This window comes from Halalkalicoccus jeotgali B3, assembly GCF_000196895.1.
Taxonomy (GTDB): Archaea; Halobacteriota; Halobacteria; order Halobacteriales; family Halalkalicoccaceae; genus Halalkalicoccus; species Halalkalicoccus jeotgali.
Map to the genome: position 1 here is coordinate 1,625,513 of NC_014297.1, position 24,636 is coordinate 1,650,148.

A 24,636-nucleotide genomic window follows, 5' to 3' on the forward strand; every position below is an offset into this window, starting at 1 on the left:
GGGTTGAAGGGGCTCGCGGGCCGACTCACCGTTATGACGACCGTCGCCGTCCTCGCGGACCCGCCGCGCCCGGGACTCGTTCTGTCGGAACTGGTCGAGACGAGCCCGCTGTCGACCGAACAGGCCGCGTCGCTCTACGGGGCGATGCTCTCGGATGCGTGTCTCGCGGTCGAGCGAAGCGGCGGCGAGTTACTCGTCAACTACCGACCTGCGGACTCCCTCCCCGAAACCCACGCCGGCGGGGATCCCGAAGCGGAGATCCGCGAACACCTCGATGGCGTGCTCGACGAGCCCCCGCGCACGGAAGTCCAGGTCGGCTCGACCCACGCCGCCCGCGTCGGGAACACGATCACGCATCTCCTCGAAACGGAGGAGGTCACCTCCGCGGCGGCCCTCGCGCCGACCGCGCCGCTTTGCCTTCGGACCCACATCGACAGCGCGGCGATGAAACTCCGGAACAGCCCCGTCGTCCTCGGTCCCGCGACCGACGGCCGGGTCTACTTCGCCGGGTTCGCCGAGCCGATCGACTTCGAGGGGAGCTACGAGCCGCCCGCGATCGAGACGCTGGCGTGGCACGCCGGCGACGCCGGCCTCGATACCGACTTCCTCCCGATGCTCCCGGTCGTCGAGACGGGGACCGACCTCGCGACGCTGGTCTCGGTGATCCGCGCGCGCCACGTCGCGGGACGGATCGTCCCGCCGAACACCGGCGAGTGGGTCGAGGAAATGGGCCTTCGCGTCAAGGGCGACGAACTCGTATCGGACCGATAGGCCTTAGACGCCCGAACCGAAACCAACGCCCGCGGTGGGGTGGCAGAGCGGCCCAATGCGCCTGCCTTGAGAGCAGGTGTCCGAGAGGACTCATGGGTTCAAATCCCATCCCCACCGCTTTTCCGGCAACCACGCGCGCGCTCACGAACCTATTAGTCGATGCCTCGCGCCGATTCCGTATGACGAATTATCCCCGCGATAGCCGGCTCTCCGAACGCGTCACAGTCACCGAGCGCTCCGCGATCCGGACTTCGACACGCCCCAGGATGTAGCCGTAACCACCGGCGGGATCGAAGCGATGGTGCGCGAGGAGACCCCACCTCAGAGCGCGACCAGCCACAGCATCTCCCCGCCGCCGGTCGTGACCGACCAGTAGAGGATCGAAAACTGGATCGCGTTGAACAGCCCGTGGATCACGGCGGGCACGACGAGGTTCTCGCTGAAGTGGTAGCTCCCGCCGAGGATGAGGCTCAACACGACGTAGGTGACGAGCGTCGGGAGTAACCCCTCGCCGGTCAGCGAGCCGACGTGGGCGAACGCGAAGATCACGCTGGCGATGGAGATGCCGACGACGACGCCGAACCGGAGCGTGAGCAGACGCTGGATGACGCCCCGAAAGAGCAACTCTTCGCCGGGGCCCACGAGAAGGATCGAGAGGGGCACCAACACCAGCAGCATCTCGGGGTTCTGCGTGCCGAGTTCCTGCAGGCTGTGTTGTGCGGATTCGATCCCGAAGGTGGTCTGGATGAGGCTCATCCCGATCAGCGCGACGAACAGCGCGATCAGTCCGGCGGCGACCCAGATCGCGTCCCGGAGATCGGGCATCGAGAGCATCAACAGGCCGAGACCTTCATCGCGAGTCGAGAGGTAAAACAGCGCGACCGAGCCGAAGCCGAGGCCCTGCAGCGTGAGGACGCCGACGACGATCTGGAGGACCGGACTCCCGAAGACGTCGATACCGACCGCCCCGAGGAGTCCGGCGACGACGACCGTGAGGATCGTCCCGACCCCAAAGCCCGCAACGCCGATCAGGAGAACAGTAACGAGCGTGGTGGCGTACGCGAGCGGTCCCGCGTCCGTCGTCTGAGTTGCCATCCTGTAGCGGTTCGGACCGACGGACCTTTTTGCTGTCGTTTGCCAGCGACACACAGTAACCTTTTTTCGCCCCTCGCGCCCACCCCGTGTATGGACTGGCCCCACGACCCCGACGGCGAGGAGGGAAGCGAGGGAATGCGCAAGTACGGGATGGCGATCTTCGCCAAGAAGGTCGACGAGGAGGGTGACTTCCCGCTTCGCTTCGAGGACTTCCTCGCCGAGTACGGCGACGACCCGATCCGCATCAACTCCGCGACGGTCGTCCCCGCCCGGGAGATCCTCGAACGCGTCGACACCGACGAGGTCCCCGACATCGTCGAGTTCCACCGCGCCATCGGCCGTGCGATGCGTGAGGGTGGGTTCTGGGACTACCACCCCGTCGGTGCGAACCCCGAACGGAAGTCGGCCTAGTCGTCGTACTCGACCAGCGGTGCCCCGGTGTCCTCTGCCGGCGGCTCTCGTCCCGCCCGACGGTTCCGGATCGTTCCGATGGCGGCTTCGAGGAGGTCGACCGCGACCGCGTTGGCTCCCTCAGGGATGACGAGATCCGCCTCTTTTTTCGTCGGCTCGACGAACTGCTCGTGCATCGGTTTCACGGTCGAGAGATACTGCTCGATCACGCCCTCGAGGCTTCGGCCCCGCTTGAGGACGTCACGGCGGATCCGCCGGAGGATCCGCACGTCGGCGTCGGTCTCGACGTAGATCCGGAGATCGAACAGATCGGTGACGGCCTCGTCGTGCAGCGCGAGGATCCCCTCGACGACGATCACGTCGGCCGGTTCGACGCGCACCCGCTCGTCAGTGCGGGCGTGGACCTCGAAGTCGTACTGTGGCATCTCGACGGCGCGACCCGCACACAGCCGATCGAGGTGGGTTCGGAGCAGCTCCCAATCGAACGCGGAGGGGTGATCGTAGTTGATCGACTCCCGTCGGGCGAACGAGAGGTCCGAGCGATCCGCGTAGTAGTTGTCGAGCGGGACGTGCGTTACCGACTCCGACGCCATGAGGTCGTCCCGGTCGGCCGACGGATTCTCACACTCCTCGTCGTCCGCCCGGAGGGCGGCAGTCACCTCCCGTGTGACGGTGGTCTTGCCCGCTCCGGTTCCACCGGCGATCCCGAGTACGAACGACGGGGTGATCATTACCGACTGTGACGGACCCGAGAGTTTCAACGTCCCGGTTCCGGACGCGCGAGACGACCTTGATACTATCACGCACGGGGGCATAACTCTGCCGGGAACACACTTTAGACCACCTATGCTAAACACCCACATATGGTTGAAGACCTCACCGTCAGAGACGCGATGACCACGGCGTACGTGGGGGTGAGCGAATCGGATACGATCCGGGACGTCATCGACGTGATGATCGATGAGGGTGCCGACGCCGTCGTCGTCCTCCGGGGATCCGAGGCTGTCGGAACCGTCACCGAGCGCGATCTCCTGCGGGCGACGACCGGGACGATCCCCACCGACGCCAGTATCGCCTCGGTCATGTCCGGTCCCGGTCCGAGCGTCGGGGCGGATCTACCGCTTTCGGACGCCGCGAGCGCACTCTCGACGGAGGACAGGCGTCAACTGCTCGTGCGAAACGGCGACGGCGTCGCCGGCGTCCTCACCTCTCAGGACGTCATCACGGCCACCGCGTCGCTCCTCCCGGCCTCGGAGCGGGACGCCGAGACGCTCTCGACATCGACATCGGACCTGCAGACCGGAACGAGAACGGAACCGGAAAACCCCGAGTACTCCTCACAGAGCGTCTGTGAGGCCTGCGGGTCGCTCATGCCCGGTCTGGAGTCCGTCAACGGGCAGGCGATCTGTGCCGACTGCCGCGGGGCCTGATCGACCGGACGGTTCTTTTGACTCGGGCGTCTCCATCGGAGCGATGCGGATCGAACCGCCGGAGTTCGACGAAACCGCCGCGATCGCCGACCTCTGGGTCGCCCTCGCTCGCGGCCAGCGCGCGTTCGGCTCACACCTCGCGAGCGAGACGAACCGCGAGCGTATCGAGGAAGCGATCGGGCGTCACATCGCCGACGGAAACCTCCTCGTCGCCCGGTCGGACGGCGCGGTCGTCGGGTTCGCGATGTTCGCCGTCGAGTATCGCCTCTACGACGTCGATACGGTTCGAGGGATCATCCACAACCTCTTCGTGGTTCCCGATCGGCGTGGCGAGGGCATTGGTTCGAAACTGCTGGAGCGAGCCGAGGAGACCCTTCGGAAGAAGGGCGCGGCGGCGATCGGGCTCGAGGTACTCGCCGCAAACGAGGCTGCACGACGCTTCTATAGCGCGCACGACTACCGACCCCACCGAATCGAACTCGAGAAACGAGTCGAAACCGATAACACTCCGTAGCGACAGCATACGGGACGAGCCAGAGGAGCTTGGGCGGTTCAAGCACCCGACTTGTAATCGGGAGTTCGGGGGTTCAAATCCCTCCTCTGGCTCCTTTCGATTCGTTTCATCGAACCGATGCCGCCTCAGACTGTCCGTATCGCCGATTTAGGACCTCCCAACCGCGAGTTAGTCGCTGTATATCTATGTGTGTCTCGGGCGTAGCAAAGGATGCTGGCAGACAGCCAGCATGGTGTGGGGAGGACGTGGCATGCTGGGTGCCACTCGCCGCCCACCCCCGCTTGGTCCGCTGGACACACGGCACGGTCTCCTGTCCGGGCGAGTGCGACTCGCCCATCCGCTTTCGTAGCCGCGCCGGCCGGCCACCGTTATCGGTCGGCCCGTCTCCCGTCTCCTGTGAGTCGCTGTGGACGCGACGTCAGAACCCATTCGGTCACGAACAGCGCCACCGCGAGCGGGACGACCAGTGTGATGATAAACATCGAGGACATCTGTGTTCAACTCCAACTTTTGATACGAGTTTAGTCTATAAAAATATGTATGTTTAGAAGAATAAATTACAGTACAGTTCTAGAGACGTCGACTCGGACCTCAGTGACGGAGCGGATTCGAGATCGCTCGTAACGATGTGTTCCTCGTTCGTATCCCTCGATTTCGCTTTCGCTGTTCGTCCAATCACTCACAATCGAACACGGAAGGGGCGGGATTCGAACCACGCGAAGCCTGTTGCACGAAACGTGCGTCGGCGCTCTACCACTGAGCCACCCTTCCGACTCGGCAGAGGGCACTCGGAGCCATGAACTTAGCGGTCGGTTCGCATATAAGCCGTGCTTACCGAGACTGTGTCATGCTCCTCACCGGAACAGTCGTCGTCGACTCCTCGACGGTCCTCGAAGACGGTGCGGTCGTCACCGACGGCGGTGAGATCGTCGCCGTCGGTACGGCGGCGGATCTCATCGATCGATATCCCGATCACGAACGTCGGAACTACGACATGCTCGTGCCGGGACTCGTCGGCGCGCACGTCCATTCGGTTCAGAGCTTGGGTCGCGGGATCGCCGACGACACCGCGTTGCTGGAGTGGCTCTATGAGCACGTCCTTCCGATGGAAGCCGCGATGAACGGCGAGGCCATGGAGGTCGCGGCACTCCTGGGATACCTCGAACTGATCGAAAGCGGCGTTACGACCTGTATCGATCACCTCTCGGTGTCGCATGCGGATCGGGCGTTCGAGGCCGCCGGTGAGGTCGGGATCCGAGGGCTGTTCGGAAAGGTCCTGATGGACAAGGACGCTCCGGAGGGGCTTCGCGAGGACACCGACGAGGCGCTCGCCGAAAGCGAGCGTCTCATCGAGCGATACGACGGGCTAAACAATGGGCGGATCCGCTATGCCGTCACGCCCCGGTTTGCCGTCTCCTGTACCGAACCCTGTCTCCGGGGTGCGCGCGACCTCGCCGAGGAGTACGGCGTCCGGATCCACGTCCACGCCAGCGAGAACCGCGAGGAATGTGCGGTGGTCCGCGAGGAGACGGGCATGGACAACATCGAGTGGCTCGACGAGGTCGGACTCACCGGCGAGGACTGCGTGCTCGCCCACTGCGTTCACACGAGCGAGCGCGAACGCGAGATCCTCGCCGAAACCGGAACCCACGTCGTTCACTGTCCCTCCTCGAACATGAAACTCGCAAGCGGGGTCGCGCCGGTCGAGGCGTACGTCGACCGGGGGATCAACGTCGCGCTCGGCAACGACGGCCCGCCCTGTAACAACACCCTCGATCCCTACACCGAGATGCGCCAAGCGAGTCTGCTCGGGAAGGTCGATTCGCTCGACCCGACGACGCTTCCGGCCCGAACCGTCTTCGAGATGGCGACGGTCAACGGGGCGCGTGCGGCCGGGTTCGACCGCGTCGGAACACTCCGAGAGGGATGGCGGGCCGACGTCGTCGGTCTCTCCACGGATTTGACGCGGGCGACGCCGATCCACGATCCCCTCTCGCATCTCGTCTTCGCCGCCCACGGCGACGACGTGCGTTTTACGATGGTCGACGGGGAGGTGCTGTACGACGACGGCGAGATCACGACCGTCGACGCCCGGCGAGTGAGAGCGCGAGCGAACGAACTGGCCGAAATGATCGTCTAAGTCAGTAACTGCGGATCTTCGGCTCGTAGGTTTTGTCCTCACCCTCGAGGATCACGGGCTTGAACCAGAGTTCGGGCGTGCCGTCGTTCCACGACAACAGCGTGTGTTTGAGCCACTTCTCGTCGCGGCGCTCCTGGTACTCCTGGCGCCAGTGGGCACCGCGGAACTCGTCGCGCGCGAGCGCGCCAAGCGTGATGGCCTCGGCGGTGTCGATCAGGTTGCGCATCTCGATGGTCTGCTGGAGGTCGGTGTTGAAGGTGCGCGAGGGGTCGTCCACGTAGACGTCCTGGTACTGTTCTCGCACCTCGCGGATGTCCCGCAGCGCCTGTTTGAGTCCCTCCTCGGTCCGGAAGACGTTGACGTTCCGCGTCATCGTCTTCTGGAGTTTCTCGCGGAGTTCGGCCTGCTGGATGCCCTCGTCTTTCTCCATCAGGTGGTCGATCCGTCGGTTCTCGGCCGTAAGGGCCCGTTCGACGACCTCGTCGGGTTCGGGGACGACGCTCGCGCCGTCCGCACGCGGCTCCCCGCCGTCCGCGACGGCGTCATCGTCGGTGTCGCCCGCGTGAATCGCGCCGGGCGCGACGGGCGTGTCGACCTCGCCGATCTCGGTGTCTTCGGTGCGTCCGGTCCGGATGATCGCCTCGCCGAGATCCGTCCCGGCGGCGTGGCGTCCCGCCCGTGCGCCGAAGACGATGAGTTCGGGCAGCGCGTTGCCGCCCAGTCGGTTCGAGCCGTGCACCGAAACGCAAGCACATTCGCCGACGGCGTACAGCCCCGAGACGAGGGTTTCGCCGTTCTCGTCGGTCTCGATGCCGCCCATCGCGTAGTGCTGGCCTGGCTTGACCGGCATGGGCTCAACCAGCCCGTCGACGCCCTCGAAGTCCCCCGCCAGATGCAGGATGTTCTCCAGGCGGTCGATGATGCGCTCCTCGCCGAGGTGGCGCATGTCGAGGTGGACGTACTCGTCGTCGACGCCGCGACCCTCGTTGACCTCGGTGAGCTCCGCACGCGCGACCACGTCACGCGAGGCGAGTTCGCCGGAATTGGAGGCGTAGCCGTGTTCGAACATGAACCGTTCTCCTTTCTCGTTGTAGAGAATCCCCCCCTCGCCACGGACCCCCTCGGAGATCAACACGCCCGTACTCGGGAGCGTCGTCGGGTGGAACTGGATGAACTCCATGTCCTCCATCGGGACGCCCGCCCGGTAGGCCATCGCGGGACCGTCGCCGGTACAGGAGACGGCGTTAGTGGTGTGATCGAAGACCTGCCCGGGGCCGCCCGTCGCGAGGACGACGCCGTTTCGTGCCCGGAAACCGGCGACTTCGCCGGTCTGCACGTCGAAGGCGACGATCCCGTGGCACTCGCGTTTCTCGGGGTCGGGATCCTCGCTGACGGCCAGTCGGGTGACGTACCACTCGTCGTAGACCGCGATGCCGCGTTTGACGACCTGCTGATAGAGGGTGTGCAGCAGGTGGTGGCCCGTCTCGGCGCCGGCGTAGGTGGTTCGGGGAAACGACAGTCCGCCGAACGGGCGCTGGGAGACTCGGCCGTCGTCCTCCCGGGAGAAGGGCATTCCCCAGTTTTCGAGCTGGATCGTCTCCTCGGGGCTGTCCTTACAGAGGGTCTCGATCGCGGGGGCGTCCCCGAGGTAGTCCGAGCCCTTCATGGTGTCGTAGGCGTGATCCTCCCAGGAGTCGCCCTCCCGGAGTGCGGCGTTGATACCACCCTCGGCCGCGCCGGTGTGGCTGCGCACGGGATGGAGTTTCGTGACGATCGCCACGTCCGCGCCCTCCTCGTGGGCCGCGATCGCGGCCCGGAGGCCGGCACCGCCCGCGCCGACGACGAGTACATCGTGTTCGTGCATGATCTGTGATTTGGAGTGTATGGTATTGAGGCTGTGGTCTGCGTTGCTGTGGTTCTCGGGTTACCAGAACTTGAGGTTCTTCTTGACCGCTTCGCGTTTGAGCTCCTGGATGTGCTCCGTGAGCGGGATGTCCTTCGGACAGACGTTCGTACAGGAGAACTGGGTCTGACACCGCCAGACGCCGTGTTCCTGCTCGATGATTCGGAGACGGTGCTCTTTCATGTCCTCGCCCTCGCGTTCGTCCATCGCAAAGCGGTAGGCCATGCTGATCGGTGCCGGGCCTAGGTACTGGTCGTCGCCGGCCGCGATGTTACACGAAGACATACACGAGGCACACCAGATACAGCGCGTGCCCATCTTGATCTTCTCGCGGTTTTCGCGGGTCTGGCGCTGCTCTGCGAGTTCGTCCTCAGGGAGTTCGTTCGTCTGGAAGTACGGCTCGACGGCCTCCATCTGCTCGTAAAACGAGTCCATGTCCACGACGAGGTCCTTGACGACCTCCTGGTGGGGGAGGGGCTCGATCCGAACCGGGGTATCGAGTTCGGCGATCTGGGTCTGACAGCCCAGTCGCTGGCGGCCGTTGATGAAAAACGCGTCCGACCCACAGATCGCCTGCCGACAGGAGTGACGGAAGGTAAGCGAGGAGTCGTAGTGATCGCGCGCGTACATCACCGCGTCCAGTACCGTCATCCCCTTCTCGAAGGGGACATGAAACGTATCGAAGCGCGGTTCCTGTTTTTCCTCGACCTCCGGATCGTACCGGAAGACCTTGATTTCGACGGTGTTCTCGTGTTCAGCCGCGCGTTCTTCGCTCTCGCGTTGGCTCTGTTCCGCTCGTGTCGCCTTCTCCTGGAGGCGCCGGTCCTGGTGGGGCGAGCGTGGTTTCGCGTCGCCGGCGTCGACCTCTGTACTCTCGCGTTCCCGTGTGGCTGGTGTGCTCATGTTAGAACGTAATCCCTGCGAATGCGTTTGCCGTTCGAATCCCCTGAGCGATCAGCAGTACGCTCGCGACGATCAACACGCCCTTGACGGCGGTCTTCTGGGTGCCGTCGAGCCCCTGATTGACCAGGGCGTTGTAGACGCCGTTGACGCCGTGGAACGTCGCGGTGATCAGAAACGTCACCATCAATGAGTAGTAGCTCAGCGTTCCCATGCGGTACTGGCTGCCCGCGAAGGTGATCTCCGAGGCGTGGTTCACGAAGTGAAGGAGGAAGAAGTGAAACGCCAGTACGAGGACCAGAAACGCCGCCGTCACGCGCTGGAGCAACCAGAGGGTGCCGCCGGGCTTGAACGAAGAGTAGCGCTCTGCCATCTAGAAGACCCCCTCGAGGAACGTCGGAACGCTTGCGATGGCGATCAAGCCCGTCACGATCAACGCCGCGTAGAAGCTCTTGTCCTGTGCTTCGAGGCCCACCCCCAGATCGACCATCAGGAGACGAACCCCGTTGAGGATGTGAAAGACCGCGACCGAGAGCAGTCCGACCTCCAGCACCCGGACGACGAAGAGACTCTCCAGACTCTGGAGCGTCTCGGTGTAGACCCCCGTTCCGACGGTGGCCGTACTCAGGACGGCGATGTGTGTAAACAGGTACCCGACCAGGACCCAGCCGGTGAACTTGTGGAAGATCCACGCCCACATGCCGGCGGTGAACTCGCGCCACCGGCCGAAGTCCTCGATGAAGCCGCGATTGTACGACTGACTCATTCCTGGTTGGGTCTTGGACTCATGGACTAAAGAGGTTACTACCTCACACGATCGACCGACTCGATGGCTGTCGTGACGGTTCTCGTCCGTGAGCTACTCCCCGACGGGATGTTGGGAGGCGACGATGTGTTCGATCGCCTCGTCGAGTTCGACGAGATGACACATCGGGTTGCCCGGATAGACGACGGGGTTCTCAAGGACGCCCACGAGAAGGCCGGTAAACGGTGCCTCGACGACGTCCGTTTCGGTCATGAAGGGGTTGGTGATCGTACAGATCGCCTCGTCCTCGTAGACGAGCGCTCCCCGCCGGTGGTGCATATCGACGATCCCGCCCGAATCGGCCCTGATCCACGTCTTCTCGAGGTCGTCCTGGATGACCGTGCGCCACCCCGGCCAGCGGACCTGTGTCTCCGGCCGGAGGCCGTATTCGGCGAAGACGCTCTCGACGCCGGAGAGGGCCTCGTCGATAAGGTCGCGTTGGAACTGGTGGGCCCCGCCCATCTCGATGGTCACGGCCGGGACCCCGTCGTCGCTTGCCTCCCGGCGAAGCGTTCCCTCGGGGCCCTGTCCGGCGATGATGACGTTCGAGGCGAAGGCGTTCGCGAGGCGCTTGACGGCGGGGTTCTCCATGTTCGCTCGGGCATGGAGCATGTTGTTCCGTCCGCGTGTCGACGTATGGAAGTCCAGTACGAAATCACACGGTCTGATGAAGTTCGTGTAGATCCGATGGGCCATCCGGCGGGCGCTCGTACCCGATTCGTAGCCCGGAAACGACCGGTTCAGATCCCGATCAAGGATTGGGAGGTAGCGCTGCTGGGCGAGGAATCCGGGGACGTTCAACACGGGCATACAGACGATGGTGCCGTGCAGATCGCTGTGGTCCCACTCGTAGGCCACGGCCCTGACGACCTCGATGCCGTTGAGTTCGTCGCCGTGGGTCGCGGCGGTGAGACAGGCGGTCGGGCCGGGATGCTCGCCGTTGACGATCGTCACGGGGATCCGGATGGGATCCCCGAGGTAGGTCTCGCTGACCGTGTATCGAATGTTCGCCGTCTCGCCGGGTGCCACCGTCCCCCCGTTGTACGTAAAGGGGGCGGGCGAATCGGTCATACCCGTTCGTGGGGACCGAGCGTATAATAAGGCACTCAGTTCGCACCGGCAACGTTTTTGCACCCGCCATGAGTTGTCAGCGTATGGAAGACGGGAGCGTTCGAGTTGGGGTACTGAGCCTACACAGCAGCAAGGAGACGAAAGCGATCCTGAACGCCGTCGAGGATCTGGGCCATCGCGGGGAGTGGATCAGACAGGAGAACACCGCGATCGAGATCGATTCCGAGGGGGTTCACCTCGAACCCGACGTCGACGTGATCGCGAACCGCCTCCTGCTCTCGAACACCGGCCACCCGAGCGAGGAACTCGGGCTGGCAACCACCTACGAATCGCTGCGTCCGATGCTCAACGAGCCACAGGCCACGCTCACGGCGCTCCATAAGTTCGCGACCGGCGTGAAACTCGCCAACGCCGGGGTGCCGGTACCCGATGCGCTGCTCGCACTCGACAACCGCCGGCTCAACGAGGGCCGCGGCGAGTTCGGCGAGGAGGTCGTCTACAAGACCGCTATCGGGACCCACGGCGGGGGCACCTGGAAGATCGGCCCCGATGAGACGGTCAACCCCCGGGTCGGCAACCGGCAGGCGTTCCTCCAGAAACTCATCGAGCGCGACGGCGAGCACCACCGCGATCTACGGGTGTACGTCGTCGGCGACCGGATCATCGGCGCGATGAACCGCTACGCCCCCGAGAACGACTGGCGGACGAACGTCGCCCTCGGCGGGGACGTCGAGGACGCGAGCGACCGGCTCCCCGACACCGTCGTCGAGATGGCGACCACGGCGGCCGACGTTGTCGGACTCGACTACGCCGGGGTCGACCTCATCGAGGGTGAAGACGGCTGGTTCGTCCTCGAAGTCAACCCCACGGCGGGCTTTCGGGGGCTCTACAAGGCCTCGAACGTCAGCCCCGCGCCCTACATCGCCCAGCTTGCGATCGAACTCGGGGGCGGCGAGGTCGACCCCGAGCGGGTCGCGGACCTCTCGGCGACGCTCGACGACTCGCGACCGTCCTCGATGCCACGGGAGGCCGAACAGGCTCACGAGGAGGCCGTCAGTATCGGCTACACCGAGGAGGTGCTGGTCAGCGGGACCAGCGGGAGCAAGACCGTGATCGCCAAATCCGACACCGGCGCGGCCAGAACCAGTATCGACACCGGGCTCGCGGCCGAAATCGGTGCCGGCCCGATCAAATCCATCACGCGGGTCCGATCGGGCAGTTCGAAGTCCAGCAGATCACGCCCCGTCGTCGACCTGGTCGTCGGCGTCAGCGGCAACCAGCACACCGTCACCGCGAGCATCGAGGACCGCAGCCACATGGACTACGCGCTGCTTCTGGGCCGAGACATCCTCGAGAACTACCAGGTCGACGTCCGCCGTCGCGCCGAGGCCGAGGACTACGATCCCGACCGGGAAGAGGAAGAAGAAGAGGAGCTCTGAGACGGCTCAGTCGCCCTCGTAGGCCGCCCAGACGTACTTCGTCCCGGTCGACCGGTAGGGCCGCCAGGCCTTCGCGATCTCGGTCATCTCTTCTCGGGTGAGTTCCTCGCCGTCGTTATAGAGGGTCTCGATACCGCGTCTGACCGCGAGATCCCCTAGGGGCAGGACGTCCTCGCGTTCGAGGACGAACAACAGGTACATCCGGGCGGTCCACTCGCCGATTCCCCTAATGCGAGTCAGTTCCTCGATGACCTCCCTGTCGGTGTGGTCCGCGAGCCCCTCGCGGGTGAGGTCCCGTTCGAGGAAGGCCTCGGCGGCGTTGTTCACGTACTCCGTATTCTGTGTACCGAAGCCCGCCGCCGCGAGTTCGTCGTCGTCCGTGGCGAGAACCGCCTCGGGCGTGATCGGGCCGTCGAACAGCTCGTAGACGCGCTCTCTGACCGCGCTCGCGGCGGCCGTCGAGATCGATTGACTGATCACCGAGACGACGAGGCGCTCGAACTCCTCGCCCCACTCGGGTTCGGCGTAGGGGTCGTACTCCTCGATCAACCGCGCCATTACGGGGTCGTCCCGAAGGTGAGTGCGTGGATCGTCGGCCATCACCTGCCCTATGGACGGGACTTACCTGACGATATCGGTTCACGAACCGCCGTCCTCGAAGAAACGGAATAAACGGCTGACGAGTTGTCAACGCCGAAGAGGGAAACGTTGAAACCCGTTCCAACTAGAGTATCGGCCATGGAGATCGACGATATCAACACCATCACGGTTCTCGGTGCCGGAAACATGGGCCACGGGATCGCGGAGGTCGCCGCGCTCGCTGGCTACGATGTGTATATGCGAGACATCAAAGAGGAATTCGTTCAGAACGGCTACGAGGGGATCGAGTGGAGCCTCAACAAGCTCGCGGAGAACGACCGGATCACCCAGGACACCGCCGACGCGGCCCTCGATCGGGTCACCCCCGTCGTCGACATGGAAGAGGCCGTCTCCTCGACCGATTTCCTGATCGAGGCGGTCCCCGAGCAGATGGAGATCAAAAAGGACGTCTACGGCGATGTCGAACAGTACGCTCCCGACGGGGCGATCTTCGCGACCAACACCTCCTCGCTTTCGATCACCGAGCTCTCGGAGGTCACCGAACGGCCCGAGCGCTTCTGTGGGATGCACTTTTTCAACCCGCCGGTCCGCATGGACCTCGTCGAGGTCATCACGGGCGAGCACACCGATGAGGAGACACTCGAACTGACCGAGGCGCTCGCAGCGGACTTCGGGAAGACGCCCGTGCGCGTCCACCGGGACGCCCCGGGATTCATCGTCAACCGCGTGCTCGTCCCGCTGATGAACGAGGCGGCGTGGCTCGTCAGCGAGGAGCAGGCGACGATCACGGAGGTCGACTCAACGACGAAGTTCGATATCGGCCACCCGATGGGCGCGTTCGAACTCGGCGACCAGGTCGGCAACGACGTGAGCTACCACGTCCTCCAGTACATGAACGAGGTGCTGGGTGAGGCCTACGAGCCCGCGCCGTTGCTCGCCGAGAAGGTCGAAAACGAGGAACTCGGGAAGAAGACCGGCAAGGGCTTTTACGACTACGAGGACGGTCCCGGTGCCGAAATCCCGGCCGACGAGGGCTCGGAGTTCGTCGAGGCCCGCCTGCTCGCCTCGATGGCCAACGAGGTCGCAAAACTGATCGGCGGCGACATCGCCCCGCCCGAATCGATCGACGAGGCGGTCACCCTCGGTGGCGGGTGGCCCGAGGGGCCCGTCGCGGTAGTCGACGACTACGGACTCCAGTCGCTGCTCGAAACGCTCGAAGAAGCGTACGAGGAGACGGGCCACGAGCGCTATCGTCCCGACGATTATCTCCGTGAGCGCGCCGAAGAAGGCGGGTTTTACGACGCCGAGGAGGCCGATACGGAAGGGTATACGTACGACACCATCGCGGTCGAGATCAACGAACGGGTCGGTCGCCTCTCGATCGACCGGCCCCACCGGATGAACACCATCACGACCGACATGATCGAGGAAATCGACGACGCGCTCGATCGGCTCGTCGAGGACGACGAGGTTCGCGCGATCCTCCTGACGGGTGCCGGCGACCGGGCGTTTTCGGCTGGGTTCGACGCCTCGACGGCCGCGGCCGGCAGCGGGCTCGAAACCGCCGAACTCTCCCGGCGCGGACAGCACGTATTCGGCCGCCTCGAGGAAGTCCCGAAACCCGTCCTCGCCGCGATCGACGGCTACTGTCTCGGTGGGGGGATGGAGCTTGCGGCCTGTGCCGACATGCGGATCGCAAGCGAACGCTCGCAGTTCGGCCAGCCCGAACACAACCTCGGACTGATGCCCGGCTGGGGCGGCACCCAGCGCCTCCCGCGGATCGTCGGCGAGGGACGTGCAAAGGAGATCATCTTCACCGCCGACAACGACTACGACCCCGAGACGATGTCCGACTACGGCTTCGTCAACGAGGTCGTTTCGACCGAGGGCTTCGAGGACCGGGCGTGGGAACTCGCATGCGACCTCGCCGCGGGCCCGCCGATCGCCCAGAAGCTCACCAAGCGGGCGATGCTCGCCGGGCGCGACGACATCGACGCTGGACTGGAGTACGAGGCCTCCTCCTTTGGCCACCTGTTTACCACCGACGACCTCTGGGAGGGGCTCTCGGCGTTTCAGGGCGACCGGGAGCCCGAGTTCGAGGGAGAGTAGGGACGGAACGGAACGTTTAAACGAATCTGCCGGGAACGGTAGTACGCGTTGGCTCGGTTGGTGTAGTCCGGCCAATCATCTTGGCCTTTCGAGCCGAGGACCAGGGTTCAAATCCCTGACCGAGCACTTCTCGAACGACCCGAACAGTCGACGAGGTGGATCCACACTCACCCGTCGAGGGAGATGACCGCTCTCGTGGCTACTCGTTCATCGTCCGTGATGAAAACGACTATCCGAGAGCGATCCGGTCAGGTTATCGGGATTCGATGATCGACTCTATCGGTTGAGAAGCGACCGCACGGCCGATCCGAGCGACGATCGGTCCTCGGGAATCGCGATCCGCTGGTCGATCGGGACGGCGTCGAACTCCTCGTCGAGATACGGCTCGAAGAGCGCGGTTAGCGCCGTCGGAACGATCAAGCCGCGCGGTTGGTTGTACTCGATGACCCCGTAGTCGTCGAGTTTGGGGAGATGAGATTGATATAGGGCGATGTACACGCGTTGGCGCTGGTCGGAACTCAGCTGTTCGACGGTCGTTTCATTCTCCCAGGCGGCGATCGCCTCCGCGACCGCACGCATGTTGAACTCCTCTTTGCCCGGGTGGGCCGCGAAGTACCGCAACACAGCGCGGCGGCGGGCGTTTTGAAGGAGGTGAAACAGGTCGTCCTTCGAGATGGATGGCTGTTCGGCGACCGTTTCCGTGGGAACGTCTTCGGCGGGCGTCGTCTGGATACTCATGATGCCTACAAACATATAGTTCAGAAGGCATAATATAAAGAGAGTATAGTTCACAGACTTTTTCCCTTCCTAACTGGTTCCAAACCGGCGCTTAAACCGTCTTAGGAGTGTATTAAAATTCTGACACGTACGTTTCGGAGCATGACGAACGGCGAATCGATTGGGCTGCCACTACTCCCGGGAACCGGCGTCGATCACGACGTCGACTGGGACCAAGACTGGTACGCGCCGAGAGCAGTCACGACGCCGAACAGTACTACGAGTACCCCGTTCGGACGCAACCCGGCCACCGAATCGGCGATAACCGAAACGGTCGCGAGAAGCAAACCGAGAGCGCCGACCACGAAGTACGCAAGCGAGAAGCGGGACCGACCGGTCCCCTGCTGGTGTCGATTCATGTAGGCCTCGACGGTGGTCGCCCGATCGTGGAGGCGCACGTCTTTACTGTCGGTATCGTATTTGACGACGCCGAGTCCCTCGAGTTTTGGGAGATGTGTCTGATGAAGCGAGACGTAGACGCTTTGGCGAACGTTTCGCGGCGGCGGATCCTCGCCACTCTCGACGGCGGCGATATGTTCCGAGAGTTCCCGGATCGTCACGTGGTCGTTGCTGGTCGACAGGAATTCGATAACGGCGCGTCGCCGGTCGTTCCTGAGGATGTCGTGGATTTCGCCCTCCTCCAGTTCCACGTCGTCACTCATATCTGTCCTCGTTTTCGTCACTCCACGACCGGTCTTCGTTCATCCCGCATGAGTCCTCATTGAGAGATGATATTATTGTTACGTATTTTTACACTACTATTCCATCAAACATTATCGCTATGGATCGACTCTCTAATCGTATGGTATCCTGCATAATGGCTCTCTAACGACCGACAGGGCACACGAGGCCGCTCACCCGATCGCTACCGACGGACGTTCAGGCGAGCCACTCGGGGGGCTTCGTGTCGTAGTCGATATCGTTAGCCTCGATGGCGACAGTCAGGTCCTCGTCGAGTTCGGTCGTTTCGAACTCCAGTCCGTCATAGCGGATCCGAATGCCCCGTTCGGTGGGCTCGGGTTCGCGATTTCGCCGTCTCGCGACCTCGATGTCCTTCTCGGAGATCTCCTTTCTGATGGTCATGAGGTTCACGGGACGCCCCCAGAGTTCGAAGATGCGAGCGAGCGTCTGTTTGGCCTGTCCGATGTCGAGCGCGACGCCGTTGTACCGGTGGCCAAGCAGTAGCTCGTTTCGGTTCCCGAAGTTCCCGTCGTGGACCTCGATCGTCGGTTTGCCGAAGTTCGTAAACTGCAACAGCAGTTTCTTTTTAACGTCCGTAGCGTCTGTGCTCGTCGCACGGTAATCGCCCGTCGCATGGGCGTACTCGTAGGTGAAGTAGTGATGGCGGTCGACGAACTCCTGTGTGAGGAACTCGTCGATGAACGTCACGTCGTTGTGGCTCGTCCGGACCTCGGCCATGCGCCGCCAGCCTGCGGTTCGATCCACGTCGGCGATCGCCTCCTCGACGCTTCCATAGAGAGAATCGTCGAGGACGTATCGTCCGACCCGCTCGAGGTCCGCCTGCGTGATCCGTCGGAGAACACCCCTGTTCTGGGGTTTCACGAGCGAGTAGTGGCGCTCTGCGAGTCCCTCGTAGGAGAGGACCTTCCACGGATATCGACTGACGTCTATCCCGCCCGCCCTCGCGCGCTCGAGTGCGTCGTGATCGACCGCGTTCCCCAGCGATTCCAGTTCGTCGAGACGATCCCGGCGGATCTCGTCGAGGGGCGCGCGCGGTTCGAGGAGCTCTCGAACTCGCTCTAGATCGACGGTATCGTGGAAGTTTCGCCACGTCACCCCCTCGATTCGGAGGAGTTTGTCGATCACTTCGCGCCTGTTTTCCGTGTTTTCGAGGTACTCCCAGAGTTCTTTGCCGAGTTTGTAGGGGTTGAGCCCGGGAGATCCGAGCACGCGAGCCTGGTGGTCGGCGTAGTCGATGAACTCCTCGCCGTCGGCAAAGCCCTCCTCGCCCATCATCATCGACTCCCAGTAGGCCGCCCAGCCTTCGTTCATCACCTTCGTCATCCGCTGGGGGGCGAAGTAGTACGCCTCCGTCCGGAGCGCGTCGAGCACGTCCCGTTGCCACGGCTCCATCTCACGGGCGCGTTCGGCCTCGGCGTCGTACCGCTTTCCGTGCTCGCGCAGGAACGCGAGCAGGTCCCGATCGGGTGTCTCGGGGAACGATTCCCCGGAGGGCCCCTCGCGTTGACCTTCGAGCCACTCCTCGTCGAAGACCTCCCGGCGGACCGCATCCGAGATGCCGAGCCCTTCGAGGGCCTGCTCGATGTCCTCTCGATCGAGGTCCTCCTCTGCGATGCGCTGGTGGACGAACGCGCTGTGCTGGTCGATGGCGTCCTCGATACACAGTACGTTATCGATCCAGCGTTCGACCTCGCTTCGCTCGACGTCGGTGTCTGCGATCGCGGACTCGATCGTCTTCGCGTGGCGCGCGAGCATTGCCGCAGCCTTCGGACTCGATCCCGGTTCGTCGCCGGTAAAGAGGCCGAACCAGCGGTTGTTCGCGAAGAAGTCGGCGTGGGCCTCGACGTGGGTGATCACGGCCTTCTGATCGGCAAGCGAGTTCGACTCCTGGAGAAAGGCGTTCGAGGGGTCGTCATTGTTGACGAGTTCGAAGGCCTTCCCGCCGACGTACTGGTTGGTCTTCTGCTGGCGATCGAACTTCATCCCCCAACGCCAGTGGGGATAGCGCTCCTGGAAGCCGTCGTAGGCGATCAGCTGGTTCATCTCGTCGTTGTCGACGATCCAGTAGTTCACCGGATACGGATCGAGTCCGAGCTTTCTCGCCAGTTCGTTGGCCTCCCGGACCGGCTCTTCGAGTTCGTCCGCGATGCGCTGGGCCTGATAGTTGGTGGTCATTCCTCGTCCTCCGTGCTAAGTATCTCGTAGATCGCCCCCGTCACGTCGTCGGGCCCCGAAACGTAGGCCACCGCGACGTTCTCCCGGTCACCGAGGCGGCGTTGGACCTCCTCTGCGTGGGTCGCGTTGATCGCACTCCCCGATGGCTGGGTCTCGACGTAGGCGTGGAGGTTCGCCTCGATTCCCTCCATCAGCGGGATCACACGCTCTTCGGTGTCGTTCGAGGAGTTCTCGGAGTCGCCCGCGGCGAACACGTAGCGGTTCCACTCGCGCCACGGGTAGCGCTCCTCTAAGATCTCGGCGGCGAGTTCGTACGCGCTCGATATCTTCGTCCCGCCACCCGAACGGATCCCGAAGAAGTCCTCCCGTTCGACCTCCCACGCGCTCGCGTCGTGGGCGATGTAGACGAACTCGGCGGTGTCGTACTTGCCCGTGAGATACCAATCGAGTGGGGTAAAGGTGCGCTCGACCAGTTCACGCTTGTCCTCGCGCATCGAGCCCGAAACGTCCCGGATGTTGATGACGACGACGTTGTGTTGCGGTCTGGTGACGACCTCGGGGTACCGATAGCGCTCGTCCTCCCGCCGGAAGGGAATGTGGCCGATCCCTTCCCGGCGGATGCGTTGGCTGAGTGGTTCGCATTCGACGTTCGCCTCCATGGTCTCGATACTCCGCCATCGACCGCGTTCGGCGTCGGGAATCGCTCCCATGGCGTCGTCGATCCACGCCTTCGAGACGGGGATGTGGTTCGTCCGCGCGTAGCGAAACGCCTCCTCGGGGGTGATCCCCTCGACACGCAGGAGTTCCCGAACGTACTCCTCGTCGAACTCCATGGCGAGTTTCCGCTTGAGCCCCTGTTTGAACAGGCGCTCGACGTCGAGCGTGCTGTCGGGTCCGGTCCGGGTCCGGTCGGTCAGTTCGCCCTCCTCTTCGGTTTCGACCTGTTTTCCCTTCGGTTCGAGGTCCAGTCCGAGCCGCTCGTCGAGTTCCTGGGCGAACTCCTCGGGATCCATCTCGTAGTACTCGTGGTCGCTTCCCTCCTCGCCGGCCTCCCCCTCTCCGTCGCCGTCGCTGGGCTGGGGTTGGCCCACCGGGTCGCCGGGCTCGGGTGTGCCACCCTGGCCCTGTCCGACGCCGCCCATATCGAGGCGGTCGTAGGCGAACTCCGGCAGCGAGACGATCTTGATCGGGATGTGAATATCGTCGCCCTGCCCGAGATCGCCGTACTGGATGAACTCCGCGAGGTCCTGGCGGCGCTTCTCGCCGACCTCGCGATAGCGCTCGAAGTCCTCTCTCAGTCCCATCGGTAGCTCACCTGTCCCATGACGTGCCGGCTCGTCAGTTCGGCCGACGCCGGCGAGTAGCCGAACTCCGAGATCAGCGTTTCGAGGGTTCGGTCCTTGATCGCCGCCGTCTCGGTGTTCGCCGGCGGGTCGTCCCACTGTTCGGGATCGAGATCCTCGTAGACGCGCGCGACGTCGCTCCAGCCGTGCGTTTCGAGGACGTCCCGGATCACGGGGATGTCGAGTAAGTTCACCTCGTCGATAGCGAAGTCCTCAGTGCGGTGTTGCCAGGCGTGACGATTTAGCGCCGTGATGATCCGATCGTTTCTGAACGTCCTGACCGTGGGCATCGGCGTCGTGCCGTCGTACTCCTGTTCGCTGAATCGTCCGAGGTGCTCGATCTCGAAGACCTTCATCTTCAGGGGGTCCGGTTCGATCTCGCCCTGGTCGGTCGTGACGACGTCGTCGGTCGCCCACGCGTAGACGTGTTCGACGTACTCCTCGACGGTCTCGGGTTCGACGCGCTTTTCGTGCATGATCGCGTCGATCACGTCCGTCTCCTGCTGGTCGAAGACGTGGTTCTTGACGGCGACGAGTCGGTCCTCGAACTCCCGGTGCTCCCCGCGGGAGAACATCGGCGCGTCGTGAAGACGTTCGGCCATCGCGTTGAGCACGTCACGGGGCATGAGGACGTTTTCGACGGCCAGTTCCGGATGGGTCCGGTCGCGCGGCGTGTTGAGCAACTCCGCGATGATGTCCCGGGTGAACGTAACCGGAATGCCGTGGGCGCCGTCGTTCGAGTTCGGATCGAACTCGAAGGCGTCGGCTTCGACCCGCTCGTCGCCCTCCCGGAGGTAGCCTCGGTCGAACAACAGCGCCTTCTCGACCAGCGAGAGCCCCTCCGGGAGGTCGTCCCGGTCGAGCCGCGAGACGACGCTGTAGAGGGCGGCCGATTCGATGGCGTGGGGTGCGAGTTCACGCACGGCCACCCGACCGCCCCGCTCGCCGACCCGAATCGAAAGCGGGGCGCGGATCCGGTCGTGGAGCTCCTCGCCGTCGCTTCCCTCCCAGATCGACGTCTCGCCGGTGAGTTCGCGGTGGATCAGCTCACACTCCAGTCGGAGGTTCGTGAGGTAGCGGAACTCGTGGCGGTCGAGACGGCGTTTGAGCGCCCGCAGCGGGTCCGCGCCGTTTCGGTCCGCATGCTGGTTGAGTTGGGCGTCCAGATCGGGATTCGAGATGATCAGCAACTGGGTGTCGACGTCCATCCCGATCGCCTTATCCAGTTTGACGTGGCGCTCGTCGGGGACGTTCAGCAGCTTCTGGAGCAGGTCGGCGTGCTGGGTCGCGTCCTCAACGATCGTCAGCAGGCCGTTTCCCTGCGAGAGGACGCCGTCGTAGCTAAAGGCCTGGGGGTTCTTCCGGCCGCGCGAGTCGAGTTTCTGGAGCATGCCGGCCATCCAACTGCCGACGAGACGCTCCTTTGGCCGCCCGTCGTCCTCCGAGTGGAGCACGCCGATCCCCTGGCCCACGTCGACGACGTAGTTCGTCACCCGCAGATGCCGGGCGTCCGTCACGGCCGAAAAGAGGTCCGAGACCCCATCGCGACGGTATCGCTTCTCGAGGTAGTCGTAGGCCTCCCGAGAGAAGGGATCGAGGTCGGTCTCCGCGCGAATCGGCGTGTGGTCGCCGTGTTCGGCCGCTAGATCCGCGAGGATCCCGTCCCGGACGGGCTCGGGAAACACGGACAGGGGGTTCGACTGGACGGGACTCACGTACCAGTTGTCCTCATCGATCCGGGAGACGTCACCGTAGGTGAGTCCCGGGTCGTCTTCCGCGCTGGCGATGTTCCACTCGACGGTGTAGCGCCGTCCTTCGGGCGTCTTCGAGTATTCGCGCAGCCCGTTGACCAGACACCGCTTGAGTTCGGATTTCCCGGTGGCGGTGGGTCCGTCGAACCAGATGATCTTCTCCTCTTTCCCGCGGCCCGCGGCGATCGAGCGCAAGTCGTCGACGAAATCGTTGAGTATCCCCGTGTTGCCGAGGATCGCGTGTTCGCCGTCGTTGTGTGTATCGTCGAAAAAGCGGTAGCGCTCCCGTTCCTCGCCCTCCTCGATCACCGTGCGGGTGCCGGCGGCCTCGATCGCATCGAGGAGGTACTTCGAGGCGTGGGCGCCGATCGAGGGGTGGGAAAACAGTCGGTCGACGTACTCGGCGAGGCTCATGGGCTCCTCGTAGGCCGCGTCGAGTTCCCGATCGGCCTCCCTGAGGTACTCCGTCCCGGTCATGTTTCGAGTTCACTCTTTGCGACCTCGGCGCCGGCGAACTCCAGGACCTCCATTGCGCCCTCCTTGGAGTAGCCCTGTTCGATCAGCGCGTCGACCCAGGCGTTTCGCTCGTCGTCGTCGAGTTCGTTCGCACTGACCAGCGCCGAGAAGTTGATGTTGTGTTTCTTGTCCTCCCAGAGCTTGCGCTCGAGGGCCCGACGCAGGCGATCGTTGTCCTCGGGGCTGAACGCCTCGCCCTCGCGTGCTCTCCTAGACACCCAGTTCGAGACCTCCTGTCGGAAGTCGTGTTTTCGGTCCTCGGGGATGTCGAGTTTCTCCTCGACGGCCCTGAGGAAGGTCTCGTCGGGTTCCTGTTCGCGTCCCGTTAGATCGTCGGGTACGGTGTCGTCGTCGATGTAGGCCATCACGTGGTCCATGTACTTCTCGCCCTGCCGGCGGATCTCGTCGATGTCGTAGGCCAGCGCGTGACGCACGTCCTCGATGGCCCGGTCCCTGTACTCCTCGCGGACCAGTTCGAGATACCGGTAGTACCGTTCGAAGTTCTCCTCGGGGATCGACCCGTGGTTCTCTAAGTTCTCCTCGAAGTGGGTGAAGACCGCAAGCGGCGAGAGGTACGACCGACCCCGATGCATCGAGTCCATGATCGCTTCGGCGATCTCGTCGCCGATAAACCGCGGCGAGATCCCGATCATCGCTTCGGCGATCTCCGCGCTTTCCTCGCCTTCCTCGCGGAGCTTCTTTACGTCGACGTCGTCGCCGTCGCTCGACTCGCCGTTGTAGGCTTTCGCCTTCTGGACGATGTCGACCGTCTCCGTATGCGGTTCCTCAATACGGGTCAACACGCCGAACAGTCCGGCCATCTCCAAGGTGTGGGGTTCGACGTGGATATCGGGGACGTCCGCGTTGCTCAGCAATTTGCCGTAGATCTCCGATTCGGCGACATACTCGAGTACGTACGGGAAGTCGATGCGCTTGGTCCGGTCGTTAAACGCCTCCATCGACTCGTCGCCCTTCTTCTCGCGGTATTCGGGCATGTTCGTCCGGCCGACGATCACCTGATCGATGTCGATGCGGGGGTTGTTTTTGGGCTTGATCGTCTGTTCCTGAGTCGCGTGCAGGAAGTCATAGAGGAACTCCCGCTGGAGTTTCAACAGCTCCTCGCCCGAGAAGATCCCCCTGTTTGCGTTACAGAACGCCCCCGAGTAGTCGAACGCCCGTGGATCGCTTTCGCCATAGACCGCGATCTTCGAGTAGTTGACGTCGCCCGTGAGTTCGGTCTCGTCTTGGTTTTTCTTGTCCTTCGGTTCGAAGGTCTCGATCGCCTGGCGCTTGTTCTCGTCGGCGATCAGGCGGACGACCTCGACGTGGTTCTCGAGGACGGTCTGGAGGTCGTCGTCGTAGTACGCGAGCAGGCGATCCATGTAGAAACTGGAGACGGGATCGAGTGACTGCTCGTTGCGGATGGTGTAGGGTGCTTCGAGGCGCTCGTTGATCTCGTCGATGACCTGCTGGCGTTGTTCGAGCGGGAGGAGCACGAGCGGGTCCTGGTTCATCGGCGACTGGACCACGTCGTCGGCGGGGTCTTGATCGGCGATCACGTCACAGAGGTTCGTCCACCGGAACGTGTATATTCGGCCCTCCTCGCGGGCGGTGTAGTCCTCGAAGTACGTGCGAAGCTGGGAGTCGAAGGCGGACTTCCCCGAACCGACGGGCCCCAACAGGAGCTTGATCCGGCGGTCGGGCCCGAGGCCACGCGCACCGCTTTTGACCTTGTTGACGAACTCGTGGATCGCCCGGTGAACCACCTCGCCGTAGAAGGTGTTCTCGCCGTCCCCAAGCGGGTCCTCCGAGGCCAGTAGGTACTCGACGGTTCCCGACTCGGTGTCGTAGTGGGTGCCGTAGTAATCGAACATGTCGGCCACGCGCTGGTGGGCGTTTCTCGTGACCTTCGGGTCGTCGTGGACGACATCTAGGTACCACGCGAACGTCTTTGCGTCGCGCAGGTCGCTCGGAACCGTCTCTCTGTACTGCTGGCTGAGTGCTTCGAGGGTGTTGTCAGCGGTCATGGTTGTTGTGGAGTCGAGAAGAGTGTAAACACACAGACCGACAGATCCACGTCACCGACGAGAGGGTGTCACGGCCGCCGGCCGCCTCCCATCGCTGGCTCGACACGGGTCGGCTGGGGAACCGCGGACGGGTGGTGAGAGCAGTCATGGAACGAAG

22 protein-coding genes and 4 tRNA genes are annotated in these 24,636 nt (G+C 63.6%); 10 read left to right on the plus strand and 16 right to left on the minus strand.

Going from position 1 to position 24,636, the window contains the following annotated elements; translation table 11 throughout:
- Positions 1 to 33 precede the first annotated feature (33 nt).
- Both HACJB3_RS08515 and HACJB3_RS08520 read left to right on the plus strand, forming a co-directional pair.
- Entirely contained in the window at positions 34 to 771 is a 738-nt protein-coding gene (locus tag HACJB3_RS08515; protein ID WP_008417404.1) for a hypothetical protein, read from the plus strand.
- Between the two features lie 33 nt (positions 772 to 804).
- A tRNA-Ser gene (locus HACJB3_RS08520) sits at positions 805 to 888 on the plus strand.
- 204 nt (positions 889 to 1,092) lie between these two features.
- Here HACJB3_RS08520 and HACJB3_RS08525 read toward each other — a convergent pair.
- The gene (locus HACJB3_RS08525) at positions 1,093 to 1,866 is read right to left on the minus strand and encodes a CPBP family intramembrane glutamic endopeptidase (RefSeq protein ID WP_008417403.1); all 774 of its coding nucleotides are present in this window, start codon (positions 1,864 to 1,866) and stop codon (positions 1,093 to 1,095) included.
- Positions 1,867 to 1,956: 90 nt separating this feature from the next.
- Between HACJB3_RS08525 and HACJB3_RS08530 the strand changes: the two genes are divergently transcribed.
- Positions 1,957 to 2,277 (plus strand): DUF5785 family protein, encoded by a 321-nt coding sequence (locus tag HACJB3_RS08530; protein ID WP_008417401.1) that lies wholly within the window; start codon positions 1,957 to 1,959, stop codon positions 2,275 to 2,277.
- Here the strand turns inward: HACJB3_RS08530 and udk are convergent.
- Positions 2,274 to 3,008, minus strand: coding sequence for a uridine kinase (gene udk / locus HACJB3_RS08535; protein WP_008417400.1), 735 nt, complete (start codon positions 3,006 to 3,008; stop codon positions 2,274 to 2,276). The genes HACJB3_RS08530 and udk overlap by 4 nt on opposite strands.
- Before the next feature lie 132 nt (positions 3,009 to 3,140).
- Between udk and HACJB3_RS08540 the strand changes: the two genes are divergently transcribed.
- From HACJB3_RS08540 to HACJB3_RS08550, 3 genes are all read left to right on the plus strand, one after another.
- Positions 3,141 to 3,707, plus strand: a complete 567-nt coding sequence (locus HACJB3_RS08540; protein ID WP_008417398.1) for a CBS domain-containing protein — start codon at positions 3,141 to 3,143, stop codon at positions 3,705 to 3,707.
- 43 nt (positions 3,708 to 3,750) lie between these two features.
- Entirely contained in the window at positions 3,751 to 4,221 is a 471-nt protein-coding gene (locus HACJB3_RS08545; protein WP_008417397.1) for a GNAT family N-acetyltransferase, read from the plus strand.
- A gap of 18 nt (positions 4,222 to 4,239) precedes the next feature.
- A tRNA-Thr gene (locus HACJB3_RS08550) sits at positions 4,240 to 4,313 on the plus strand.
- Positions 4,314 to 4,589: 276 nt separating this feature from the next.
- Here HACJB3_RS08550 and HACJB3_RS21055 read toward each other — a convergent pair.
- Entirely contained in the window at positions 4,590 to 4,712 is a 123-nt protein-coding gene (locus tag HACJB3_RS21055; RefSeq protein WP_008417396.1) for a hypothetical protein, read from the minus strand.
- Positions 4,713 to 4,913: 201 nt separating this feature from the next.
- A tRNA-OTHER gene (locus HACJB3_RS08555) sits at positions 4,914 to 4,992 on the minus strand.
- Positions 4,993 to 5,068: 76 nt separating this feature from the next.
- Between HACJB3_RS08555 and HACJB3_RS08560 the strand changes: the two genes are divergently transcribed.
- Positions 5,069 to 6,361, plus strand: a complete 1,293-nt coding sequence (locus tag HACJB3_RS08560; protein ID WP_008417395.1) for a 5'-deoxyadenosine deaminase — start codon at positions 5,069 to 5,071, stop codon at positions 6,359 to 6,361.
- A 1-nt stretch (position 6,362) separates the two neighbouring features.
- On the opposite strand, the gene HACJB3_RS08565 is transcribed toward HACJB3_RS08560, so the two are convergent.
- The 5 genes from HACJB3_RS08565 to HACJB3_RS08585 form a co-directional block, all read right to left on the minus strand.
- On the minus strand, positions 6,363 to 8,225 hold the full coding sequence (locus HACJB3_RS08565; RefSeq protein WP_008417394.1) for an FAD-binding protein: 1,863 nt from the start codon (positions 8,223 to 8,225) through the stop codon (positions 6,363 to 6,365).
- Positions 8,226 to 8,285: 60 nt separating this feature from the next.
- On the minus strand, positions 8,286 to 9,167 hold the full coding sequence (locus HACJB3_RS08570; RefSeq protein ID WP_008417393.1) for a succinate dehydrogenase/fumarate reductase iron-sulfur subunit: 882 nt from the start codon (positions 9,165 to 9,167) through the stop codon (positions 8,286 to 8,288).
- A gap of 1 nt (position 9,168) precedes the next feature.
- Positions 9,169 to 9,537, minus strand: coding sequence for a succinate dehydrogenase hydrophobic membrane anchor subunit (locus tag HACJB3_RS08575; RefSeq protein WP_008417392.1), 369 nt, complete (start codon positions 9,535 to 9,537; stop codon positions 9,169 to 9,171).
- Positions 9,538 to 9,930, minus strand: a complete 393-nt coding sequence (gene sdhC, locus HACJB3_RS08580; RefSeq protein WP_008417390.1) for a succinate dehydrogenase, cytochrome b556 subunit — start codon at positions 9,928 to 9,930, stop codon at positions 9,538 to 9,540.
- A gap of 93 nt (positions 9,931 to 10,023) precedes the next feature.
- Positions 10,024 to 11,040 carry a succinylglutamate desuccinylase/aspartoacylase family protein gene (locus HACJB3_RS08585; protein ID WP_008417388.1) on the minus strand — a complete coding sequence of 339 codons (1,017 nt, stop codon included), beginning with the start codon at positions 11,038 to 11,040 and terminating at the stop codon, positions 10,024 to 10,026.
- 83 nt (positions 11,041 to 11,123) lie between these two features.
- Between HACJB3_RS08585 and HACJB3_RS08590 the strand changes: the two genes are divergently transcribed.
- Positions 11,124 to 12,479, plus strand: a complete 1,356-nt coding sequence (locus HACJB3_RS08590) for a RimK family alpha-L-glutamate ligase (protein WP_008417386.1) — start codon at positions 11,124 to 11,126, stop codon at positions 12,477 to 12,479.
- Between the two features lie 6 nt (positions 12,480 to 12,485).
- Here HACJB3_RS08590 and HACJB3_RS08595 read toward each other — a convergent pair whose 3' ends face one another.
- The gene (locus HACJB3_RS08595; protein WP_008417384.1) at positions 12,486 to 13,079 is read right to left on the minus strand and encodes a DNA-3-methyladenine glycosylase family protein; all 594 of its coding nucleotides are present in this window, start codon (positions 13,077 to 13,079) and stop codon (positions 12,486 to 12,488) included.
- 138 nt (positions 13,080 to 13,217) lie between these two features.
- On the opposite strand from HACJB3_RS08595, the gene HACJB3_RS08600 reads away from it, so the two are divergent.
- Together HACJB3_RS08600 and HACJB3_RS08605 are read left to right on the plus strand one after the other, a co-directional pair.
- Positions 13,218 to 15,188, plus strand: coding sequence for a 3-hydroxyacyl-CoA dehydrogenase/enoyl-CoA hydratase family protein (locus HACJB3_RS08600; RefSeq protein WP_008417381.1), 1,971 nt, complete (start codon positions 13,218 to 13,220; stop codon positions 15,186 to 15,188).
- 51 nt (positions 15,189 to 15,239) lie between these two features.
- Positions 15,240 to 15,314, plus strand: a tRNA-Glu gene (locus tag HACJB3_RS08605).
- A 150-nt stretch (positions 15,315 to 15,464) separates the two neighbouring features.
- Here the strand turns inward: HACJB3_RS08605 and HACJB3_RS08610 are convergent.
- From HACJB3_RS08610 to HACJB3_RS08635, 6 genes are all read right to left on the minus strand, one after another.
- Positions 15,465 to 15,926, minus strand: coding sequence for a DUF7344 domain-containing protein (locus HACJB3_RS08610; protein WP_008417380.1), 462 nt, complete (start codon positions 15,924 to 15,926; stop codon positions 15,465 to 15,467).
- 194 nt (positions 15,927 to 16,120) lie between these two features.
- On the minus strand, positions 16,121 to 16,627 hold the full coding sequence (locus HACJB3_RS08615; RefSeq protein WP_008417379.1) for a DUF7344 domain-containing protein: 507 nt from the start codon (positions 16,625 to 16,627) through the stop codon (positions 16,121 to 16,123).
- Positions 16,628 to 16,844: 217 nt separating this feature from the next.
- Positions 16,845 to 18,842 (minus strand): SpoVR family protein, encoded by a 1,998-nt coding sequence (locus HACJB3_RS08620; RefSeq protein WP_008417376.1) that lies wholly within the window; start codon positions 18,840 to 18,842, stop codon positions 16,845 to 16,847.
- Complete coding sequence (locus tag HACJB3_RS08625; protein WP_008417374.1) at positions 18,839 to 20,146, minus strand: YeaH/YhbH family protein; 1,308 nt, start codon at positions 20,144 to 20,146, stop codon at positions 18,839 to 18,841. Before HACJB3_RS08625 ends, HACJB3_RS08620 begins: the two co-directional genes overlap by 4 nt.
- Entirely contained in the window at positions 20,137 to 22,413 is a 2,277-nt protein-coding gene (locus HACJB3_RS08630) for a PrkA family serine protein kinase (protein ID WP_008417373.1), read from the minus strand. Before HACJB3_RS08630 ends, HACJB3_RS08625 begins: the two co-directional genes overlap by 10 nt.
- Complete coding sequence (locus tag HACJB3_RS08635) at positions 22,410 to 24,479, minus strand: PrkA family serine protein kinase (protein ID WP_008417371.1); 2,070 nt, start codon at positions 24,477 to 24,479, stop codon at positions 22,410 to 22,412. The genes HACJB3_RS08630 and HACJB3_RS08635 overlap by 4 nt, the downstream gene beginning before the upstream one ends.
- Positions 24,480 to 24,636 lie beyond the last annotated feature (157 nt).

Coding starts and splice junctions, on each gene's coding strand:
- HACJB3_RS08515 (WP_008417404.1), top strand. CDS start 34: ATGACGACCGTCGCCGTCCTCGCGGACCCGCCGCGCCCGGGACTCGTT.
- HACJB3_RS08525 (WP_008417403.1), bottom strand. CDS start 1,866: ATGGCAACTCAGACGACGGACGCGGGACCGCTCGCGTACGCCACCACG.
- HACJB3_RS08530 (WP_008417401.1), top strand. CDS start 1,957: ATGGACTGGCCCCACGACCCCGACGGCGAGGAGGGAAGCGAGGGAATG.
- udk (WP_008417400.1), bottom strand. CDS start 3,008: ATGATCACCCCGTCGTTCGTACTCGGGATCGCCGGTGGAACCGGAGCG.
- HACJB3_RS08540 (WP_008417398.1), top strand. CDS start 3,141: ATGGTTGAAGACCTCACCGTCAGAGACGCGATGACCACGGCGTACGTG.
- HACJB3_RS08545 (WP_008417397.1), top strand. CDS start 3,751: ATGCGGATCGAACCGCCGGAGTTCGACGAAACCGCCGCGATCGCCGAC.
- HACJB3_RS21055 (WP_008417396.1), bottom strand. CDS start 4,712: ATGTCCTCGATGTTTATCATCACACTGGTCGTCCCGCTCGCGGTGGCG.
- HACJB3_RS08560 (WP_008417395.1), top strand. CDS start 5,069: ATGCTCCTCACCGGAACAGTCGTCGTCGACTCCTCGACGGTCCTCGAA.
- HACJB3_RS08565 (WP_008417394.1), bottom strand. CDS start 8,225: ATGCACGAACACGATGTACTCGTCGTCGGCGCGGGCGGTGCCGGCCTC.
- HACJB3_RS08570 (WP_008417393.1), bottom strand. CDS start 9,167: ATGAGCACACCAGCCACACGGGAACGCGAGAGTACAGAGGTCGACGCC.
- HACJB3_RS08575 (WP_008417392.1), bottom strand. CDS start 9,537: ATGGCAGAGCGCTACTCTTCGTTCAAGCCCGGCGGCACCCTCTGGTTG.
- sdhC (WP_008417390.1), bottom strand. CDS start 9,930: ATGAGTCAGTCGTACAATCGCGGCTTCATCGAGGACTTCGGCCGGTGG.
- HACJB3_RS08585 (WP_008417388.1), bottom strand. CDS start 11,040: ATGACCGATTCGCCCGCCCCCTTTACGTACAACGGGGGGACGGTGGCA.
- HACJB3_RS08590 (WP_008417386.1), top strand. CDS start 11,124: ATGGAAGACGGGAGCGTTCGAGTTGGGGTACTGAGCCTACACAGCAGC.
- HACJB3_RS08595 (WP_008417384.1), bottom strand. CDS start 13,079: ATGGCCGACGATCCACGCACTCACCTTCGGGACGACCCCGTAATGGCG.
- HACJB3_RS08600 (WP_008417381.1), top strand. CDS start 13,218: ATGGAGATCGACGATATCAACACCATCACGGTTCTCGGTGCCGGAAAC.
- HACJB3_RS08610 (WP_008417380.1), bottom strand. CDS start 15,926: ATGAGTATCCAGACGACGCCCGCCGAAGACGTTCCCACGGAAACGGTC.
- HACJB3_RS08615 (WP_008417379.1), bottom strand. CDS start 16,627: ATGAGTGACGACGTGGAACTGGAGGAGGGCGAAATCCACGACATCCTC.
- HACJB3_RS08620 (WP_008417376.1), bottom strand. CDS start 18,842: ATGACCACCAACTATCAGGCCCAGCGCATCGCGGACGAACTCGAAGAG.
- HACJB3_RS08625 (WP_008417374.1), bottom strand. CDS start 20,146: ATGGGACTGAGAGAGGACTTCGAGCGCTATCGCGAGGTCGGCGAGAAG.
- HACJB3_RS08630 (WP_008417373.1), bottom strand. CDS start 22,413: ATGACCGGGACGGAGTACCTCAGGGAGGCCGATCGGGAACTCGACGCG.
- HACJB3_RS08635 (WP_008417371.1), bottom strand. CDS start 24,479: ATGACCGCTGACAACACCCTCGAAGCACTCAGCCAGCAGTACAGAGAG.